Below are 17,121 nucleotides of genomic sequence, written 5' to 3'. Positions count from 1 at the left end.
GAAAATAACGCATGAGGCTACCTTGTAACCATCACTTCTGGCAACATTAACCCCGAAAATTTTCAGCAGGTGGAATATGGCTCGAGCAAAACTGAAATTCCGGCTTCATCGTGCCGTGATTGTCCTCTCCTGTCTCGCCCTGTTAGTGGCGCTGATGCAGGGTGCATCGTGGTTTAGCCAGAATCATCAACGACAGCGTAATCCGCAGCTTGAAGAGCTGGCGCATACCCTGGCGCGTCAGGTGTCGCTCAACATCGCCCCGTTGATGCGAACCGAAACGCCGGATGAAAAACGCATCACCCAGGTACTGCATGCGCTGACGGAAGAGAGCCGCATCCTGGACGCCAGCGTTTATGATGAAGAAGGCGCCCTGATTGCCCGCTCCGGCGAGCATGTCGAGGTGCGCGACCGGCTGGCGCTGGATGGTAAAAAAGCGGGCGGCTACTTTAACCAGCAGCTTGTGGAGCCGATTCAGGGTAAAAACGGCCCGCTCGGCTATCTGCGGCTAACCCTCGATACCCATACTCTGGCCACCGAGGCCAAACAGGTGGACAACACCACCAACATTCTGCGCCTGATGCTACTGCTGTCGCTGGCGATCGGCGTAGTGCTGACCCGCACGCTATTGCAGGGCAAACGCACCCGCTGGCAGCAGTCGCCATTCCTGCTCACCGCCAGTAAATCGGTACCGGAAGAGGAAGAGAGCGAAAAGAAAAGCGAGTGATTGAGTCGATAACCATTTCAGGAAAGGAAATCTGCATGTCTACATTGCGTCTGCTTATCTCAGATTCATACGATCCCTGGTTTAACCTTGCGGTGGAAGAGTGCATTTTCCGCCAGATGCCCGCCACCCAGCGCGTATTATTTCTGTGGCGCAACGCTGACACCGTGGTGATTGGCCGGGCGCAAAACCCGTGGAAAGAGTGCAACACCCGACGCATGGAAGAAGACAACGTGCGCCTGGCGCGTCGCAGCAGCGGCGGCGGTGCAGTGTTTCATGACCTCGGCAACACCTGCTTCACCTTTATGGCCGGAAAGCCAGAGTACGACAAAACCATCTCCACCAGCATTGTACTGAACGCGCTGCAGGCGCTGGGTGCCACGGCGGAAGCCTCCGGGCGCAACGATCTGGTAGTGAAAACGCCAGAAGGCGACCGGAAGGTCTCCGGCTCGGCCTATCGCGAAACCATGGATCGCGGTTTCCATCATGGCACTCTGCTGCTGAATGCCGATCTCAGCCGCCTGGCGAACTACCTCAATCCCGACCAGAAAAAGCTGCAGGCCAAAGGCATCACCTCTGTACGTGGCCGGGTTGCCAATCTGGTGGATCTGCTGCCAGGGATCACCCATGAGCGGATCTGCGACGCCATCCGGGAGGCATTTTTTGCCCATTACGGTGAGCGGGTTGAAGCCGAAGTGATCTCCCCGGACAACACGCCGGATCTGCCTAACTTTGCCGAAACCTTTGCCCGCCAGAGCAGCTGGGAATGGAACTTCGGTCAGGCGCCCGCCTTCTCGCATCTGCTGGATGAGCGTTTCACCTGGGGCGGCGTGGAGCTGCACTTTGACGTTGAGAAAGGACATATCTCGCGTACCCAGGTCTTTACCGACAGCCTGAACCCGGCGCCGTTAGAAGCGCTCGCGGCGCGTCTGCAGGGCTGTTTGTATCGGGCGGATATGCTGCAGCAGGCGTGCGATGCCCTGATCGGCGATTTCCCGGAACAGGAAAACGAGCTGCGGGAGCTGTCGGCGTGGATTGCGCGGGCGGTGAGATAAAGCGCGGCCTGTTCCCCTCACCCCGGCCCTCTCCCAAAGGGAGAGGGAGAGAGAAATAATTACTCTTTATCGCCCAGCAGAACGGATTCCAGCGCGATTTTAATCATGTCGTTGAAAGTGGTCTGACGCTCAGCGGCAGTGGTCTGCTCGTGAGTACGGATGTGGTCAGACACGGTGCAGATGGTCAGGGCTTTCGCACCAAACTCAGCAGCCACACCGTAGATGCCTGCCGCTTCCATTTCCACGCCCAGGATGCCGTATTTTTCCATCACGTCGAACATCTCGCCATCCGGGGAGTAGAACAGATCCGCAGAGAAGATGTTACCGACGCGCGCTTCAACGCCCAGCGCTTTTGCCGCGTCAACCGCGTCACGCACCATGCCGAAATCAGCGATTGCCGCGAAGTCATGGTCTTTAAAACGCATGCGGTTAACTTTGGAATCGGTGCAGGCGCCCATGCCGATAACGATGTCGCGCAGCTTAACGTCCATGCGCACCGCACCGCAGGAGCCCACGCGGATGATTTTCTTCACGCCGAAATCGGTGATCAGCTCTTTGGTGTAGATGGAGCAGGATGGGATACCCATACCGTGACCCATCACGGAGATTTTGCGGCCTTTGTAGGTACCGGTGAAGCCCAGCATGCCGCGAACGTTGTTCACTTCACGCACGTCTTCGAGGAAGGTTTCTGCAATGTGCTTCGCGCGCAGCGGGTCGCCCGGCATCAATACGACGTCAGCGAAATCACCCATCTCTGCATTAATGTGAGGAGTTGCCATCTTCAGTTCCTTTTACATTGTTGTTTTTGCCGGGTGGCGGCTGCGCCTTACCCGGTCTGGATTATGTCCTCCCTCTCCCGGTGGGAGAGGGATGGGGTGAGGGCATCAGGCCGCACCCAATATCATCAGAACATGGCCTTGCCATATTCCATATCAGACGTACCAAAGTATTTCGCAATCGTCTGGCCGATATCCGCGAAGGTTTCACGGTGTCCCAGAGAGCCAGGCTTCACTTTCGGGCCGTAAACCAGCACCGGAATGTGCTCGCGGGTGTGGTCGGTACCGGTCCAGGTTGGGTCGCAGCCGTGATCGGCGGTCAGGATCAGAATGTCATCTTCACCCACCAGTTCCATCAGCTCCGGCAGACGGCGGTCAAACAGCTCCAGACCGGCTGCATAGCCTGCGACGTCGCGACGGTGACCCCAGGAGGAGTCGAAATCAACGAAGTTGGTAAAGACGATAGTGTTATCGCCCGCCTCTTTCATCTCTTTCACGGTAGCGTCAAACAGCGCGTCCAGACCGGTGGCTTTCACTTTTTTGGTGATGCCGCAGTTGGCGTAGATATCCGCGATCTTACCCACGGAAACCACCTGGCCATCTTTCTCATCGACCAGCTTCTGCAGCACGGTAGGCGCTGGCGGCTCAACGGCCAGATCGTGACGGTTGCCGGTACGCTGGAAGTTACCCGGCTTGTCACCCACGAACGGACGCGCGATCACACGGCCGATGTTATAGCCGCCTTCGGTCAGCTCTTCGCGGGCGATTTCGCACAGTTCGTACAGGCGATCCAGACCAAAGGTCTCTTCGTGGCAGGCAATCTGGAACACGGAGTCAGCGGAGGTGTAGAAGATCGGTTTCCCGGTTTTCATGTGCTCTTCGCCGAGCTGATCGAGAATGACGGTACCGGAGGAGTGGCAGTTGCCGAGGTAACCCGGCAGGTTTGCACGCTCAACCAGTTTATCCAGCAGCGCCTGCGGGAAGCTGTTTTCGTGATCGGAGAAGTAGCCCCAGTCGAACAGCACCGGTACACCGGCGATTTCCCAGTGGCCTGACGGGGTGTCTTTCCCGGAAGAGAGCTCGTGCGCCCAGGCGTACGCGCCCACCACTTCCGCGTTTGCGTCCATACCGGCAGCAACTTTACCGGTCGAACCTTCATGGGCCTTAACCAGACCCAGACGGGTCAGGTTAGGCAGATTCAGAGGGCCCTGACGACCGTTGTTCGCTTCGCCTTTTGCACAGGCTTCTGCAATGTGACCCATGGTGTCTGCACCGGTGTCACCAAAGCGATCTGCATCTTCTGTAGCGCCGATGCCGAAAGAGTCCAGCACCATAATAAATGCACGTTTCATATGTTCTCCGTACTCAGTGCTTCATAAAAAAGCGATCAGATCAGTATACCGCTATTCGGTAATACGACGATAGACCGAAGGCGAGCTTTCTGGGGCATTATCTGCCAGGGTAATGGCCGCCTTCACGGCTTTTGCCGCGTCCTGCCAGCTGTTTTCATCTTTCGCATGGATCACCGCCAGCGGACGTTGACCGTCAACGCTGTCGCCCAGACGGGCCATATCGGTGAAGCCGACGCTGTAATCAATGCTGTCGGAAGCCTGACGGCGACCGCCGCCCATGGAGACCACCGCCATGCCCAGCGCGCGGGTATCCATCGCCGAGACAAAGCCTTCGGTATCCGCGTACACCGCTTTGCTGAGCATCGCGGTTGGCAGATATCTGGCGTAGTTTTCCACGAAGTCGGTCGGGCCTTTCTGCGCGGCAACCATGCGGCCAAAGATCTCCGCCGCTTTACCGTTATCCAGCACCGCCTGCAGTTTCGCCCGCGCTTCGGTATCGTCTTTGGCGAGCTTGCCGGAGATGAGCATCTCAACGCACAGCGCCATGGTCACCTCGAACAGACGCGGGTTACGGTGCTCACCCGTCAGGAACTGCACCGCTTCACGCACTTCGACGGCGTTACCCGCGCTGGAAGCCAGCACCTGATTCATGTCGGTGAGCAGCGCGGTGGTGCGCACGCCTGCGCCGTTGGCGACGCCAACAATCGCTTCGGCAAGGGCTTCAGAGAGTTCGTAAGTCGGCATAAAGGCGCCGCTGCCCACCTTCACGTCCATCACCAGCGCATCCAGCCCTTCAGCCAGTTTCTTGGCGAGGATCGAGGCGGTGATCAGCGGGATGGAGTCAACGGTCGCGGTAATGTCACGCGTGGCGTAAAAACGCTTGTCCGCCGGGGCAAGAGAGCTGGTCTGGCCGATAATCGCCACACCCACATCTTTAATAATGTCGCGGAAGCGGTTGTCATCCGGGAAGATATCGAAGCCCGGAATGGCTTCCAGTTTGTCGAGCGTGCCGCCGGTATGACCCAGCCCACGCCCGGAAATCATCGGAATGTAGCCGCCGCAGGCAGCCACCATTGGCCCCAGCATCAGCGAAGTGACGTCACCCACGCCGCCGGTGGAGTGCTTGTCCACGATCGGACCATTAAGGTTAAGGCTCTTCCAGTCCAGAACGGTTCCTGAATCCCGCATCGCCATGGTCAGCGATACGCGCTCCGGCATCGCCATATCGTGGAAGAAAATGGTCATCGCCAGGGCGGCAATCTGCCCTTCAGAGATGGTATTGTCGCGAATGCCGTTGATAAAGAAACGGATCTCTTCGTCGCTTAAAGCATGACCATCACGTTTTTTACGAATAATTTCTTGTGCGAGAAACACGGTAACCTCCCGAAAATAGGCCGGGCGCGCAACGCGCCACCCGGCAATTCAAATCTTAGTAGCTGCTTGCGCTCTTACCGTCGCCGTGACCCAGCGCTTTCAGCAGGCTGGCCAGCAGGCTGGAGGCGCCAAAACGGTAGTGGCGGGAATCCGCCCAGTCGGCGCCGAACAGCTCATCGGCAATCGCCAGGAACTGCTGTGCGTCTTCAGCGCTACGCACGCCGCCCGCCGGTTTGAAGCCCACGGTTTTTTCCACGCCCATATCACGGATCACTTCCATCATGATGCGTGCGCTTTCCGGAGTGGCATTCACAGGCACTTTACCAGTGGAAGTTTTAATGAAATCAGCACCCGCTTTGATGGCGATTTCAGACGCTTTGCGAATCAGCGCTTCTTCTTTCAGTTCGCCGGTTTCGATGATCACTTTCAGCAGCACGTTTGCCGCCGCACAGGCCTCTTTGCAGGCTTTCACCAGCTCAAAACCGACCTGCTCGTTACCTGCGATCAGCGCACGGTACGGGAAGACCACGTCCACTTCGTCAGCGCCATAAGCGATGGCGGCGCGGGTCTCTGCCAGCGCGATCTCGATGTCGTCGTTGCCGTGTGGGAAGTTAGTCACGGTGGCAATACGCACCTCCGGCGTGCCCTGCTCTTTAAGGGTCTTACGCGCGATCGGAATGAAGCGCGGATAGATGCAGATAGCAGCCGTGGTGCCCACCGGGGTTTTCGCCTGATGACACAGGGCGATCACTTTCTCGTTGGTGTCGTCATCATTCAGGGTGGTCAGATCCATCAGTTTTAAAGCACGCAGGCTGCTGGCGGTTAAATCGGTCATAACATTCTCCGGGCGTATAGCCGTAAAATTTCACCTTGCGGGTCTGTGAGTATTCTAACATCCACCCGCATTCTCACTTCGACATCCATCACAGTTAATGAAATATGCATACAAATTTGCATAACCGTAATGAGATCAACTTCAAATAATTTAGCTACAACTGCGGATTAAAGCGTCAGGCACCCGCGCAGGATCAAAGGCAGCCGGTGGGACTCTTTTTACACTCTCCTCTGTCCATGCAGAACAATAAGGAAGCGACAATGTCCCTGTCCACACCCGCCACCCTGCAACAACGTTGCCAGAAAATTGTGACAAGCCCGGTGTTGAGCCCCGAACAAAAACGCCACTTTCTGGCGCTGGAGGCGGAAAACAACCTGCCCTATCCCGCCCTGGATAACGATGCGCGTCTGGCCCTGGCCGGAGGATTTATCTGCGATATGTTTGAAGGCCATGCGCCTTACAAACCGCGCTACGTGTTGCCTGACTATGCGTTGTTCCTGAAACAGGGTTCAGAGTGGCTGGAACTGGCGGGGGCACAGGATCTGGATGATGCGCTGTCGCTGCTGACCATCCTTTACCATCATGTTCCATCCGTCACCGGCATGCCGGTATTTCTCGGCCATCTCGATACGCTGTTGCAGCCATATGTTAGAATTCTAACACAAGACGAAATCGATATTCGAATAAAACGTTTCTGGCGCTACCTCGATCGCACCCTGCCAGATGCCTTCGTTCATGCCAATATTGGCCCGGCAGATGGCCCGGTCACACGCGCTATTTTACGTGCTGATGCAGAGCTGAAGCAGGTTTCTCCCAACCTCACCTTTATTTATGATCCTGACATCACACCGGATGCCCTGCTGCTGGAGGTGGCGAAGAACATCTGCGAATGCAGTAAGCCGCATATCGCCAACGGGCCGGTGAATGATAAAATTTTCACAAAAAAGGGCTTTGGCGTCGTCAGCTGTTACAACTCGCTGCCGCTGGCGGGCGGGGGCAGCACTCTGGTACGCCTCAACCTGAAAGCCATTGCGGAACAGAGCGAGACCCCTGAGGATTTCTTTACCCGCACGCTGCCGCACTACTGCCAGCAGCAGATGGCCGTTATCGATGCACGCTGCGATTTTCTGTACCAGCGATCCGGCTTCTTTGAGAATAGCTTCCTGGTAAAAGAAGGGCTGATCGATCCCGACAGATTTGTGCCGATGTTTGGCATGTATGGCCTGGCCGAAGCGGTAAACGTGCTGTGTGAAAAGGCAGGGATCCCGGGGGGTTACGGCAAAGACGAGCGGGCCAATGCGCTGGGGTACCGGATCAGCGAACAGCTGGCGGCGTTTGTGGCTGCCACCCCGGTCAGACATGGCTGGAAAAAACGCGCCATGCTGCATGCCCAGTCGGGGATCAGCTCTGACGTCGACACCACGCCGGGGGCGCGTCTGCCGTATGGCGATGAGCCCGACCCGATTAGCCATCTGCTGGCGGTAGCGCCGCATCATCGTCACTATCACGCCGGGATCAGCGACATCTTAACGCTGGACGAAACCGTGAAGCGGAATCCGCAGGCGGTAGTGGAACTCTGCCTCGGTGCCTTCCACGCCGGGATGCGTGAATTCAGCGCCAATGTCGCGGGGAACGATCTGGTTCGCGTGACGGGGTATATGGTGCGACTTACCGATCTGGAAAAATACCGTGCGGAAGGTTCCCGCACCAATACCACCTGGCTCGGCGAAGAGGCCGCCCGCAACACCCGCATTCTGGAGCGCCAGCCGCGCGTGATAAGCCATGAACAACAGATGCGCTTTAATCAGTAAGGTTATCCCGTTTTCCTGCGTTGACGGGCCCGGCAGCCGCCTGGCCCTGTTTCTGCAGGGGTGTAACCTGCGCTGCAAAACCTGCCACAACCCGTGGACCATAGGGCGCTGCAACGACTGCGCCGCCTGCGTGCCGCACTGTCCGCATGATGCGCTGAACGTTCAGGCCGGGCGGGTATGGTGGGATGACGCGACCTGCCAGCAGTGCGATACCTGTCTGCAGATGTGCCCCCAGCAGGCGACGCCCATGGCGCAGCGCGTTAGCGTGGAGGAGATGGTGGCGCAGATCCGCCACGTCGCGCCCTTTATTTCCGGCATTACCGTCAGCGGCGGGGAAGCCACCACCCAGCTGCCGTTTCTGGTGGCGCTGTTTTCGGCACTGAAAGCCGATTCGCAGCTACAGCGCCTGACCTGTCTGGTGGACAGCAACGGCCTGCTAAGCGAAACCGGCTGGCAAAAACTGCTGCCAGTGTTTGATGGCGCGATGCTCGATCTTAAAGCCTGGGACAACGCGCACCACCGGTTTCTCACCGGACGCGACAACCCTGTCATCAAGCACAGCATTCGCTGGCTGGCCGCCCGCAACCGGCTGAGCGAGCTGCGCCTGCTGGTGATCCCGGATCGCTGCGATTACCTGACGCACCGCCATGAACTGGTTCACTTTATCCGCCAGTTAGGAGATGTTCCCGTCAGGATCAACGCCTTTCACACCCATGGCGTCTATGGCGAAGCCCGCCACTGGCGCAGCGCCACGGCGGAGGATGTGGAACCTCTGGCACAGCTGCTGGAACGCGAGCAGATTACCGTGATCCGCCCGGCGCTCTATTTATAGCGGCAGGTCAAACAGCGTCCGGGTGTTATCCAGCAGCGCCTGGGCGATCTCATCCGCGGGCTCCGGGCGCAGTTCACACAGGGTGGTAAACACCCTTGCCGCCTGCTCCGGGCGGTTCGGCTGGCCCTGAAAACCATTCAGCGGCATATCCGGGGCGTCGGTCTCCAGCAATAGCGCGGAGAGCGGGAGCTGCGCTATCACATCGCGTGTTTTACTGGCGCGCGGGTAGGTGATGGTGCCGCCGACGCCAATTTTATAGCCCATATCCACAAAGCGCTGCGCCTGCTGCAGACTGCCGGCAAAGCCGTGGACGACCCCGGTTCGCGGCAGATTTTGGCGCTTAAGGTGCATCGCCAGCTTGTCATGGGTGCGCCGGGAGTGAAGGATCACCGGCAGATCGTAGCGTTTCGCCAGCTTCAGCTGCGCGTCGAGGATCGCTTCCTGCTTTTCGAAATGAGGATCCTCGCGATAGAGATCGAGGCCGATCTCCCCCACCGCCACCAGCCTTTCCGGGCGCGCCGCGAGCGCCGCTTCCAGCTTTTGCAGATGCGCCTCCTGATGATCTTCGATCACAATCGGATGAAGACCGAGCGCCATATAGAGCGCCGGGTAGCGCGCCCCGAGCTCGAGCACGCGATCAATACTCGTTGCATCAATGGCCGGCACCACAATCGCCATCACGCCCGCTTCGGCGGCACGCTGGATGCTGGCGGGTTCATCGCCTGTGAAGGGGGAAAAATCAAAGTGACAGTGGGTATCAATAAAGCGATAAGTCACGCCAGATCCTCGTTATCAAACAGAGTGTCATTCGCCTGCGGGGCATTGACCAGCGGCGTAGTAACCACATCGTTGGCTACGCTTGCCGGAGGAACCACCATAGTGGCAGGCGCGATGACCCGCTGGTGGCGTCGCAGCGGCGGACGCTCGGCCAGCAGCTTACCCACCGTTGCCAGGAAATAGCGCCCACACAGGCGCCCGGTTTTATAATCGTCGCGCAGGGCTGGCACGCGGCTGCCCAGCGCCATGCTGTTGAGCGGTTTCGGCGGATAGATCTCAATGATCCTCAGTTTGCCCGGCGGCTTTTCAATAAATTGCTGGATGGCGTGATAGCTCGCCTCGTGGTGCGACACCAGATTAAGCATCGGTTGCAGGCTGCTTTCACCCAGCCAGCGCTCCATCCGCTTAAACCACTGGGGCGTATAGTACATCTGCGACGGCACGGTGCGGATCACCACGATAGTGTTGGCCCCGCGCCGGGCGGCCTCCTGCACCGGGATCGCATCGCTGACGCCGCCGTCCAGATAGCTTATCCCCTCCAGCAGCGCTCCCGTCCGGTAGAAACCGGGGATGGCGCTGGAGGCGCGAAGAATATCAAGCCAGTTCTCTTTTTGCGGTGAAAAATAGCTGGCCGAGTAGTCATCACCGCGACAGGCGCACATCCAGAGGGCTTTGCCGGTATCGAACAGACGAGAAGCATTGTCCATCGCCAGCGGCATTTTGCTGGCGGTAGCGTCCAACAGCCAGTCGAGATCGATAAGATTGCCGCCACGCACAAAACGCAGCGGATCAAAGAAGTCACGGGAGGTGGTGTAACGCATAATCACTTTGCGGGCATAGCCCGGCTGATTACAGACATAGGCCGAGAGGTTCTGTGCCCCGGCGGAGGTGCCAAAAAAGAGGTCAAACGGGTTGAATTGCGCGCGCATAAACTCATCCAGCACGCCAGCCGTGAAGATCCCCCGCTGCCCGCCGCCTTCGCAGACCAGCGCAATCTTGCCCGGTCTGAAGGGCTTAAGTGCTAACGGCGCAATATTGCCGAGCGTTACCGGAATTCGTTGGCCCACCTCTGCTTTCCTGTTTTCATTTGTTATGTCACTACACAGTAGCGCACAGCCAGTGGATTTCCCAAATATGATGGATACCGGAAATAAAAAAGCCCATGCTTAACATGGGCTTTTTCGTCAATCTAACGGTTACCTGAGCTATGGACGACGACGTCCGGTGAACAGGCTTACCAGGAACAGGATAATACCGACGACGAAGACGATTTTCGCCGCACCCGCTGCGGTACCCGCCAGTCCACCAAAACCCAGAGCGGCGGCAATTAACGCGATAACCAGAAAAATGATGCCCCAACGAAACATATGACTCTCCTTTACCATAGTTAATGTCGACCGCATGGTGAGCGCTCAGGTTGCTCACGGCGATATCTACAGGTGTAATTCTTATCTCGCCTTCTGGCCTCAGCCAGAAGGGCGAATTATTGAGTTTTATTCCACTTTCAGATCGTTTTTAACGCTTTTCACGCCATCAATGGCTTTGGCGATGCTTTCAGCACGGTCGCTTTGCGCCTCAGACTCCACGGTACCGCTCAGCTGGACCACGCCGTCGGTGGTTTCCACTTTCACCTTACGTGAAGGGACGATGTCATCGGCAAGCAGTTTGGCTTTGATTTCGCTGGTGGTTGCTGCGTCACCGGCATAGCCTTTGGCAGACTGCTCTTTACCATCACGGACATGCAGTTTGTCGCTGACAGATTTCACGCCTTCAACGCCTTTCGCCACGCTAACGGCTTTTTCTGCCTGCGCCTGGCTTTCAACGAAGCCACTCAGCGTAACTACGTTTTTATCGGTTTCTACAGAGATATCGGTGCTCTTAATGTCATCAGCGTCTACCAGCGCAGCTTTTACTTTTGCTGTGATTGAGCTGTCATCCATGAAGTTACCGACTTTATTCATCGAGTTATCGATTTTTTCCCCAGCGGTATTCGCAGTAGATTGCGCTTTATCCGTTGCAGTGGTTTCTGCCATTGCAGAACCGCATACCAGAGCGCTACCCATCATTACCGCCAGCAGAGTTTTCGAAATCTTCAGTTTTTTAGTATTCATCGATTTATTCCTGTGGTTTGCTCCGAATTCGAGCGTCAAACATCACGTGCAAACATCACGTGCAAGTAGTCTTTAGTACTACCAATCAACACTCGGGCGAGATGACAACCTTATCAACACGCATTGAATGGAGCTTTCATCTGCGCCCGGTGTTAAACACTGAGTTAAATATAGATCACTCTCGCGGAGCCGCTTTGAGAATCGATGAAAAAATGAGCAATAAACAGCAAAAGCCGTTGAATTAAGAACATTCCGCAAGGGATTAATAAGGCAGGGTTTTAAGCAGAGCACGGCGGCTGCCGTGCTCTGAGAAGGGATTAATGCTCGCGAGTTTTGCGGAACTGAATATCCGGATAACGCTCGTGCGCCAGGTTCAGGTTCACCATGGTTGGCGCGATATAGGTGAGGTTATCGCCGCCGTCCAGCGCCAGCTGGATCTCATTCTTACGCTTGAACTCTTCGAATTTCTTCACGTCAGAACACTCAACCCAGCGCGCCGTCGCCACGTTCACCGATTCGTAAATCGCCTCAACGTTGTACTCACTTTTCAGGCGGGCAACCACCACGTCAAACTGCAGCACACCGACGGCGCCGACAATCAGATCGTTATTGGCGATCGGACGGAACACCTGCACCGCGCCCTCTTCTGAGAGCTGAACCAGCCCTTTCAGCAGCTGTTTCTGCTTCAGCGGATCCTTCAGGCGGATACGACGGAACAGCTCTGGTGCGAAGTTCGGGATCCCGGTGAACTTCATCATCTCGCCCTGGGTAAAGGTGTCACCGATCTGGATGGTGCCGTGGTTATGCAGGCCAATGATATCGCCCGGATAGGCCTCTTCCACGTGGGAACGGTCACCGGCCATAAAGGTCAGCGCATCGGAAATCACCACGTCTTTACCGGTACGCACCTGGCGCAGCTTCATGCCTTTTTCATATCTGCCGGAGACCACACGCATAAACGCCACGCGGTCGCGGTGTTTCGGGTCCATGTTGGCCTGGATCTTAAAGACGAAGCCGGTGAATTTCTCTTCGCTGGCGACCACTTCACGGGCATCGGTGTTACGCGGCATCGGCTGCGGCGCCCACTCCACCAGGCCGTCAAGCATATGGTCTACGCCAAAGTTACCCAGTGCGGTACCAAAGAAGACCGGGGTAATTTCACCGCTCAGGAACAGCTCTCTGTCAAATTCGTGCGACGCCCCTTTGACCAGCTCCAGCTCTTCACGCAGCTGCTCTGCCAGCTCTGCGCCGACAGCCGCGTCCAGATCCGGGTTATCCAGCCCTTTAACGATACGCACGTCCTGGATGGTGTGACCTTTACCGCTCTGGTAGAGGTATGTTTCGTCTTTATAGAGGTGATAAACGCCTTTGAACAGCTTGCCGCAGCCAATCGGCCAGGTGATCGGCGCGCAGGCGATCTTCAGCTCACGCTCCACTTCATCCATCACTTCCATCGGATCGCGAATATCACGGTCGAGTTTGTTCATGAAGGTCAGGATCGGCGTATCGCGCAGACGGGTCACTTCCATCAGCTTACGGGTACGATCCTCAACGCCTTTTGCGGCATCGATAACCATCAGACAGCAGTCAACCGCCGTCAGGGTACGGTAAGTATCTTCGGAGAAGTCTTCGTGGCCCGGGGTATCCAGCAGGTTTACCAGGCAGTCGTGATACGGGAACTGCATCACGGAGGTGGTAATCGAGATACCACGCTGCTTTTCCATCTCCATCCAGTCAGATTTTGCATGCTGGCTGGAGCCGCGGCCTTTTACCGTACCGGCGGTCTGGATCGCCTGTCCGAACAGCAGCACCTTTTCGGTGATGGTGGTTTTACCGGCATCCGGGTGAGAGATAATGGCAAAAGTACGGCGCTTGGCCACCTCTTGCAGATAAGGAGACAACGTCATAATTAATCTTCTTAGTAAGCGCGACGAAGCGCCACGCATGATGAATACGAAAAATTGCGGCTATTTTACCCATCAACGGGGGGGAGGCAATCAGTGTTTACACAGGAGTTGCTCCAGTTCGTTCAATGACGTTACGGTCCAGGTCGGCTTTATGCCTTCAGGCAGGGTGCGGCCATGGGCATTCAGCCAGACGGTTGAGAGGCCTGCGTTCATGCCGCCCAGAATATCGGATTCCGCCGTGTCGCCCACCATCAGCACCCGTGAGCGGTCGGGATTTCCCGCCTGCTCCAGCGCGTAATCGAAAATGCGCGGATCCGGTTTAGGTACGCCTACCTGCTCTGAAATGATCAGCGCGTCGAAGTGGTCGCGCAGGCCGGTGCGCTCCAGGCGAATCTGCTGCAGCGCCGTAAAGCCGTTGGTGATGATCCCAAGCTTCGCCTTACCTTTTAGCGAATCCAGCAGGGAAACGGCACCCGGCAGCGGCGCGCAGATTTCAGCCATGGCATTCAGAAACGCCTCGTTCAGCAAACCCGGGGAGACCTTCAGTCTTTCTGCCCAGCGATCAAAACGCTGATGCTGCAGCTGTAACGCGGTGATGGCGCCGTTCTGGTAGTCCACCCATAACGGCTTGTTCACCGCCTGGTAATCCTGAAAATCCTCAGCGGTGAAGGTAATGCTGTAGTCGAGAAACATCCGCTGTAGTCCGCCAAACGAATCGAAAGTAAACAGCGTTTCGTCGGCGTCAAAGAAAATCCAGTCCCAGTTCATTGTTACAACCTTTTTGAGTTATCCAAGCGGCAGAGCCATGATGATGGCGTCTTCACGTCCTTCTGCGGTGGGGTAATAGTTACGGCGGATCGTCGCCTCGTTAAAGCCCAGGCTTTCATAGAGTGCGATGGCGGCGACGTTCGAGGCCCGTACTTCCAGCCACAGCGTGAACACGTTTCGTGCTTCCAGCTCGCGAATTAAATGTTCCAGCAGTTCTCTGCCCAGCCCACGGCGCTGGAAAGCAGGATCCACAGCGATGTTAAACAGCGTCGCTTCGTCCAGAACGACCTGCGTAATGGCAAATGCCGCCAGCTGGCTATCGACATCCAGGCGATAGTTCAGGTAACGCTCACCCTGGTTGCTGGCAAAGGTTTTTTCGCTCCACGGAAAGGCGTGGGCGCGTTTTTCGATCTCAAATGCCTGCGCTAAATCAGTCGTCGTGAGGGAAGAAATTGTGTTCATGTTCACAGATCTGTTGCCACAGCGCGCGACGTGCCGCCGGGTTTAGGTTAAGTTCGTCCAGGGTCGGCGTGGCCATGCTGGCACCCTCAAGGGCGATCTCTTCTCTTACGCCAAGCTGCCAGCTGTTGCAGCGGCTGCCTTCAGGCAGCATAGCTACGCGATCGGGCGTCAGCTGCAGCACCTGGTCGGCGCTCAGCCTCAGCGCGCGCAGGACATCGGCAATCACCGGCTCGTTCAGCGCGGGCAGGCTCTGCGCCACCATCACCAGACGGATATGCGTTGGCAGCGAAATGGCGATTTCACCCTGCAAGGCCGCCGGGCGGCGCAGCGCCCACTGGGTGATGCCCAGCTGCTGTAGTTGCCTGTCTCGTCGGGATGCCATTGCAAAAACTCCTGTTTGTCAGGCGCGCAAATATACCAAATGTGTCGAATCTGCGCCATCTACCTACTATAATCCCCGCCTGAGTTTATTGAGGAACAATTCATGTCTGCATTTACCCCGGCAAGTGAAGTCTTGCTGCGCCACAGTGATGATTTCGAACAAAGCCGTATTCTGTTTGCCGGAGATATGCAGGATGACCTGCCTGCCCGTTTCGAGTGCGCCGACAGCCGTGCACACACTCAGCAGTATCACCACTGGCAGGTACTGAGCCGCCAGATGGGCGAGCGCGTCCGTTTCAGCCTGGTGGCGGAACAGGCCGACGTAGCCGACTGCGATACGCTGATCTACTACTGGCCGAAGAATAAGCCCGAAGCCCAGTTCCAGCTGATGAATCTGCTCTCCCTGCTGCCGGTGGGTTGCGATATCTTCGTTGTCGGTGAAAACCGCAGCGGCGTCCGCAGCGCCGAGCAGATGCTGGCAGATTACTCAACCCTGAATAAAGTCGACAGCGCCCGTCGCTGCGGCCTTTATCATGGCCGACTGGACAAAAAACCGACCTTCGACGCGGAGAAATACTGGGGCGAATATCAGCTGGATGGCCTGACCATCAAAACGCTGCCGGGCGTCTTCAGCCGTGACGGTCTGGACGTGGGGAGCCAGCTGCTGCTCTCCACCTTTACGCCGCACACCAAAGGCAAAGTGCTGGACGTCGGCTGTGGCGCAGGCGTGCTCTCCGCGGTGCTCGCCAGCCACTCACCGAAGGTGCGTTTAACGCTGACGGACGTGGGCGCATCAGCCATCGAAGCCAGCCGCGCCACGCTTGCGGCCAACGGTATTGAAGGCGACGTTTTCGCCTCCAATGTTTTATCCGACGTGACCGGCCGTTTCGATATGATTATCTCTAACCCGCCGTTCCATGACGGCGTAGAAACCAGCCTCGAAGCCGCACAAACGCTGATTCGTACCGCGGTACGCCATCTGAACAGTGGCGGTGAGCTGCGTATCGTGGCGAACGCCTTCCTGCCTTATCCAAAAGTGCTGGACGAAGTCTTTGGCTTCCATGAAGTGCTGGCGCAAACCGGACGCTTTAAGATCTACCGTGCGATCATGACCCGCCAGGCGAAGAAGTAACGCCCCCAGAAGGCCTGATCTGCCCGATCAGGCCATTTTTGCAACAAATAAAACATCCAGCACAATTATCTGTTGACGAAAAGCTGAAAACATCTAGAATGCGCCTCCGTGGTTACGATACTTTAACTGTATCGATGGTCTGCGAAGGTGGCGGAATTGGTAGACGCGCTAGCTTCAGGTGTTAGTGTCCTTAGGATGTGGGGGTTCGAGTCCCCCCCCTCGCACCAATAACCATGATTGATATTGCTCGCACTGGGCGAAGGTGGCGGAATTGGTAGACGCGCTAGCTTCAGGTGTTAGTGTCCTTACGGATGTGGGGGTTCGAGTCCCCCCCCTCGCACCAACGAGGCGATATCAAAAAATAAGATGACTGTGCGAAGGTGGCGGAATTGGTAGACGCGCTAGCTTCAGGTGTTAGTGTCCTTAGGATGTGGGGGTTCGAGTCCCCCCCCTCGCACCAATTATCTTATCTCTCCTGAAATTCTCTTTTACTCTCCCGTTAGTTCAGATTCATTACCAGAACCCACATTCCTGCAATCAGCGCGACGCATGATGGCAGCAGCACGAAGTGCCGCAATTGCTTATGCCAGATCATGGCGGACGAAATCAGCAATCCCGACGCAATAATCACTTTCCAGACCGCTAATGACAGATCGGTACAGGCCAGTCCGGCAATCATCATCCCCGGCAGTATCACGCCCCATCCACTTCCCAACGCTCTGCTTAACATGGTCCATCTCTCAAATCGATAATGATAACCAATATCATATGATAGATTTTCTCATTTGTCAGCGTTGAGGCTGAATGTGTAAAAAGCCTTGCGCAAG

General features: G+C 56.6%; 18 protein-coding genes and 3 tRNA genes. 8 read left to right on the top strand and 13 right to left on the bottom strand.

Annotation, left to right across the window (positions count from 1 at the left end; translation table 11 throughout):
* Nucleotides 1-76: 76 nt before the first annotated feature.
* Both MXM41_RS12890 and lplA read left to right on the top strand, forming a co-directional pair.
* Nucleotides 77-724 (top strand): YtjB family periplasmic protein, encoded by a 648-nt coding sequence (locus tag MXM41_RS12890; RefSeq protein WP_325932367.1) that lies wholly within the window; start codon nucleotides 77-79, stop codon nucleotides 722-724.
* A gap of 35 nt (nucleotides 725-759) precedes the next feature.
* Nucleotides 760-1,776: a lipoate--protein ligase LplA gene (lplA, locus tag MXM41_RS12885; protein WP_325932366.1), complete on the top strand. Its 1,017-nt coding sequence runs from the start codon at nucleotides 760-762 to the stop codon at nucleotides 1,774-1,776.
* A 59-nt stretch (nucleotides 1,777-1,835) separates the two neighbouring features.
* Here the strand turns inward: lplA and deoD are convergent, their stop codons facing one another.
* From deoD to deoC, 4 genes are all read right to left on the bottom strand, one after another.
* Nucleotides 1,836-2,555, bottom strand: a complete 720-nt coding sequence (deoD, locus tag MXM41_RS12880; protein WP_325932365.1) for a purine-nucleoside phosphorylase — start codon at nucleotides 2,553-2,555, stop codon at nucleotides 1,836-1,838.
* Between the two features lie 125 nt (nucleotides 2,556-2,680).
* Complete coding sequence (gene deoB / locus MXM41_RS12875; protein ID WP_325932363.1) at nucleotides 2,681-3,904, bottom strand: phosphopentomutase; 1,224 nt, start codon at nucleotides 3,902-3,904, stop codon at nucleotides 2,681-2,683.
* 51 nt (nucleotides 3,905-3,955) lie between these two features.
* Nucleotides 3,956-5,278 (bottom strand): thymidine phosphorylase, encoded by a 1,323-nt coding sequence (gene deoA, locus MXM41_RS12870; protein WP_325932361.1) that lies wholly within the window; start codon nucleotides 5,276-5,278, stop codon nucleotides 3,956-3,958.
* A gap of 55 nt (nucleotides 5,279-5,333) precedes the next feature.
* The gene (gene deoC, locus MXM41_RS12865; RefSeq protein WP_325932359.1) at nucleotides 5,334-6,113 is read right to left on the bottom strand and encodes a deoxyribose-phosphate aldolase; all 780 of its coding nucleotides are present in this window, start codon (nucleotides 6,111-6,113) and stop codon (nucleotides 5,334-5,336) included.
* A gap of 260 nt (nucleotides 6,114-6,373) precedes the next feature.
* Here deoC and MXM41_RS12860 point away from each other — a divergent pair, with 260 nt between their 5' ends.
* Entirely contained in the window at nucleotides 6,374-7,924 is a 1,551-nt protein-coding gene (locus MXM41_RS12860; protein WP_325932357.1) for a YjjI family glycine radical enzyme, read from the top strand.
* On the top strand, nucleotides 7,896-8,756 hold the full coding sequence (locus MXM41_RS12855) for a YjjW family glycine radical enzyme activase (protein WP_325932355.1): 861 nt from the start codon (nucleotides 7,896-7,898) through the stop codon (nucleotides 8,754-8,756). The genes MXM41_RS12860 and MXM41_RS12855 overlap by 29 nt, the downstream gene beginning before the upstream one ends.
* Here the strand turns inward: MXM41_RS12855 and MXM41_RS12850 are convergent.
* The 8 genes from MXM41_RS12850 to MXM41_RS12815 form a co-directional block, all read right to left on the bottom strand.
* Nucleotides 8,751-9,533, bottom strand: a complete 783-nt coding sequence (locus MXM41_RS12850) for a metal-dependent hydrolase (RefSeq protein WP_325932353.1) — start codon at nucleotides 9,531-9,533, stop codon at nucleotides 8,751-8,753. The two genes, MXM41_RS12855 and MXM41_RS12850, sit on opposite strands and share 6 nt — an antisense overlap.
* The gene (locus MXM41_RS12845; protein ID WP_325932351.1) at nucleotides 9,530-10,600 is read right to left on the bottom strand and encodes a patatin family protein; all 1,071 of its coding nucleotides are present in this window, start codon (nucleotides 10,598-10,600) and stop codon (nucleotides 9,530-9,532) included. The genes MXM41_RS12850 and MXM41_RS12845 overlap by 4 nt, the downstream gene beginning before the upstream one ends.
* Nucleotides 10,601-10,738: 138 nt before the next feature.
* Complete coding sequence (locus MXM41_RS12840; RefSeq protein ID WP_002887716.1) at nucleotides 10,739-10,900, bottom strand: DUF1328 domain-containing protein; 162 nt, start codon at nucleotides 10,898-10,900, stop codon at nucleotides 10,739-10,741.
* Nucleotides 10,901-11,026: 126 nt separating this feature from the next.
* Complete coding sequence (gene osmY / locus MXM41_RS12835) at nucleotides 11,027-11,644, bottom strand: molecular chaperone OsmY (RefSeq protein WP_325932349.1); 618 nt, start codon at nucleotides 11,642-11,644, stop codon at nucleotides 11,027-11,029.
* Nucleotides 11,645-11,961: 317 nt separating this feature from the next.
* Nucleotides 11,962-13,551: a peptide chain release factor 3 gene (prfC, locus tag MXM41_RS12830; RefSeq protein ID WP_325932348.1), complete on the bottom strand. Its 1,590-nt coding sequence runs from the start codon at nucleotides 13,549-13,551 to the stop codon at nucleotides 11,962-11,964.
* Nucleotides 13,552-13,641: 90 nt separating this feature from the next.
* A complete protein-coding gene (gene yjjG / locus MXM41_RS12825) occupies nucleotides 13,642-14,319 on the bottom strand; it encodes a pyrimidine 5'-nucleotidase (RefSeq protein WP_325932346.1) in 678 nt (225 codons plus the stop codon).
* An 18-nt stretch (nucleotides 14,320-14,337) separates the two neighbouring features.
* Entirely contained in the window at nucleotides 14,338-14,781 is a 444-nt protein-coding gene (gene rimI / locus MXM41_RS12820) for a ribosomal protein S18-alanine N-acetyltransferase (RefSeq protein ID WP_325932345.1), read from the bottom strand.
* Nucleotides 14,750-15,163 (bottom strand): DNA polymerase III subunit psi, encoded by a 414-nt coding sequence (locus MXM41_RS12815; protein ID WP_325932344.1) that lies wholly within the window; start codon nucleotides 15,161-15,163, stop codon nucleotides 14,750-14,752. Before MXM41_RS12815 ends, rimI begins: the two co-directional genes overlap by 32 nt.
* A gap of 102 nt (nucleotides 15,164-15,265) precedes the next feature.
* Between MXM41_RS12815 and rsmC the strand changes: the two genes are divergently transcribed.
* The 4 genes from rsmC (at nucleotide 15,266) to MXM41_RS12795 (ending at nucleotide 16,754) form a co-directional block, all read left to right on the top strand.
* Nucleotides 15,266-16,294, top strand: a complete 1,029-nt coding sequence (gene rsmC, locus MXM41_RS12810) for a 16S rRNA (guanine(1207)-N(2))-methyltransferase RsmC (RefSeq protein ID WP_325932343.1) — start codon at nucleotides 15,266-15,268, stop codon at nucleotides 16,292-16,294.
* A 141-nt stretch (nucleotides 16,295-16,435) separates the two neighbouring features.
* A tRNA-Leu gene (locus tag MXM41_RS12805) sits at nucleotides 16,436-16,521 on the top strand.
* A 29-nt stretch (nucleotides 16,522-16,550) separates the two neighbouring features.
* Nucleotides 16,551-16,637, top strand: a tRNA-Leu gene (locus MXM41_RS12800).
* Between the two features lie 31 nt (nucleotides 16,638-16,668).
* Nucleotides 16,669-16,754: transfer RNA gene (locus tag MXM41_RS12795), tRNA-Leu, on the top strand.
* Between the two features lie 39 nt (nucleotides 16,755-16,793).
* On the opposite strand, the gene MXM41_RS12790 is transcribed toward MXM41_RS12795, so the two are convergent.
* Nucleotides 16,794-17,024 carry a DUF1435 domain-containing protein gene (locus MXM41_RS12790; RefSeq protein ID WP_325932342.1) on the bottom strand — a complete coding sequence of 77 codons (231 nt, stop codon included), beginning with the start codon at nucleotides 17,022-17,024 and terminating at the stop codon, nucleotides 16,794-16,796.
* Nucleotides 17,025-17,121 lie beyond the last annotated feature (97 nt).

Source organism: Leclercia adecarboxylata (assembly GCF_035787115.1).
Lineage (GTDB): Bacteria > Pseudomonadota > Gammaproteobacteria > Enterobacterales > Enterobacteriaceae > Enterobacter > Enterobacter adecarboxylatus_E.
This window is presented reverse-complemented; position numbering and strand designations above follow the sequence as displayed.